Below are 2,245 nucleotides of genomic sequence, written 5' to 3'. Positions count from 1 at the left end.
ACCCTTCCCGCCCCTCGCGCCGGTCCGCACGCCCGGATCACACCCCCGGGTGGACTTAATCCGGGACCGCTCCGTACGGAGGCCGCGCGCGTACACTGCGCGGCTGATTTTCGAGTGGTTCGCACCGCGATCAACGGTCCACTCTTGACCTGCTCATGCCAGCACCGCACGATGAGCGCCACACCCGCACCACGCAGTACGTCGCACTGAACCCCACCCCCCACTCCCACAAGGAGACTTCATGCGACTTCGCATACGCGGCTCCGGCGCCCGCGGCGGCAGACGTACCGCCGCGCTCGCCACACTGCTCGCCCTCGCCCTCGCGGCACCGCTCTCCGCGAACGTGTCAGCGAACGCCGACAGCGCCGCCAAGGCGGCCCCCTCGGCCGACGACGTCCGGCAGTACGAGGTCCACATGCACTCGACCGCCAAGGACCGCACGGCACTTCAGCGGACCGGGGTGACCGTGGACGAGGCCCACGGTCACGGTGTCGTCGTCTCCGGCCGCGCGGACCAGATCAAGCGGCTGAAGACGCTCGGCTACGAGGTCACCCCGCTCGGCGCGGTCCCCGACCGGTCCGCCGGCGAGGACGACGTCCGGCTCTACGACTTCCCGTCCGGTGACTCGCGCTACCACAACTACGCGGAGATGACGAGCGAGATCAACTCACTGGTCTCGGCCAACTCCTCGATCGCGAGCCAGCGTGTCATCGGCACGTCGTACCAGGGCCGGAACATCGTCGCCATCAAGATCAGCGACAACGTGGGCACGGACGAGTCCGAGCCGGAGGTCCTCTTCACCCACCACCAGCACGCCCGCGAGCACCTCACCGTCGAGATGGCGCTCTATCTGCTGCGCGAGCTGACCTCCGACTACGGCAGTGACTCCCGGGTCACCAGCATGGTGAACAACCGCGAGATCTGGATCGTCCCCGACCTCAACCCGGACGGCGGCGAGTACGACATCGCCACCGGCTCCTACCGGTCGTGGCGCAAGAACCGGCAGCCCAACTCCGGTTCCTCGGCCGTCGGGACCGACCTCAACCGGAACTGGAACTACCGGTGGGGTTGCTGCGGCGGTTCCTCCGGGTCGACGTCCTCGGACACCTACCGCGGCGCGTCCGCCGAGTCGGCGCCCGAGGTCAAGGTGGTCGCCAACTTCGTGCGCAGCCGTGTGGTCGGCGGGGTGCAGCAGATCAAGGCCGGGGTCGACTTCCACACCTACAGCGAGCTGGTGCTGTGGCCCTTCGGGTACACCTACTCCGACACGACGACCGGCATGACCGCCGACGACCGCAACGCGTTCGCCACGGTCGGGCAGAAGATGGCGGCCAGCAACGGCTATACGCCGGAGCAGTCCAGTGACCTGTACATCACCGACGGGTCGATCGACGACTGGCTGTGGGGCAACCAGAAGATCTTCGGGTACACCTTCGAGATGTACCCGAGGTCCGGGGGCGGGGGCTTCTACCCGCCCGACGAGGTGATCGAGCGGGAGACGTCCCGGAACCGGGATGCGGTGTTGCAGTTGCTGGAGAACGCCGACTGTATGTACCGGTCGATCGGCAAGGAGGCCCAGTACTGCAGCTAGCTGCTACTCGGCGTCGGATTCCTCGACGTCCTCGGCGAGTCGGCCGCCTTCGGCGTCCTCCTCGAAGTAGGCGTCGAGGACCGCGTCCAACTGCTCGTCCCACTCCGTGAAGCGGCTCCTGGCCGTCGCCTCGATCTCGATCGGGTACCAACGGCGGTCAGGAGTGTGCACGGTGACGGTGTACCGCTTCCCGAAGCGCGGCGCCTCGGTCTCCACGGCGCCGATCTCGTCCCAGCGGAACTCGCACTCCTGGTCGTCCAGGGAGAGGTGTACGCCGGTGCGGTCGGCGACGATACGGGCCCGGCGGTCGGAGGCCTCGAAGACGGGGCCGTCGGCCGGCGGCTCGTCATCGTCATCGTCGGCGTCGGTCTTCTCGCCGGCCTCGTCATCGGCCTTCGCCTCGGGCTCCTCGGCGTCCTCGAGGACCGTCTCCTCGATGTCGCCGTCCGTGGCCGCGTCCTCCTTTTTCGCGCCCTCCTGGGCGGCGGACGCGGGCGAGGTGAGCCCGGGGATGAAGGCCGGGTCGAACCCGGCGCCCTCCAGGGGCTGGCTGCCTGAACCTATGCGCTGCTCCACAGCCGAGCAGTATGGTCGACAACCCTGTGTCCCGCACAACCAGCCCCCGCATCGTTACACGAACCCCTTCTCCTCGCC

Annotated in this window: 2 protein-coding genes; one reads left to right on the top strand and one right to left on the bottom strand. The window is 68.3% G+C overall.

Annotation, left to right across the window (positions count from 1 at the left end):
* Window positions 1-241 precede the first annotated feature (241 nt).
* Window positions 242-1,591: a M14 family metallopeptidase gene (locus L0P92_RS43930; protein ID WP_234768730.1), complete on the top strand. Its 1,350-nt coding sequence runs from the start codon at window positions 242-244 to the stop codon at window positions 1,589-1,591.
* A 3-nt stretch (window positions 1,592-1,594) separates the two neighbouring features.
* On the opposite strand, the gene L0P92_RS43925 is transcribed toward L0P92_RS43930, so the two are convergent.
* Window positions 1,595-2,167 (bottom strand): hypothetical protein, encoded by a 573-nt coding sequence (locus L0P92_RS43925; RefSeq protein WP_234768729.1) that lies wholly within the window; start codon window positions 2,165-2,167, stop codon window positions 1,595-1,597.
* Window positions 2,168-2,245: the final 78 nt, after the last annotated feature.

Origin of the sequence: Streptomyces muensis (assembly GCF_021474425.1) — a bacterium.
Classification (GTDB): Bacteria; Actinomycetota; Actinomycetes; order Streptomycetales; family Streptomycetaceae; genus Streptomyces; species Streptomyces muensis.
The sequence above is the reverse complement of the archived record's forward strand: the minus strand, read 5'-3'. Positions and strand labels throughout refer to the sequence as shown.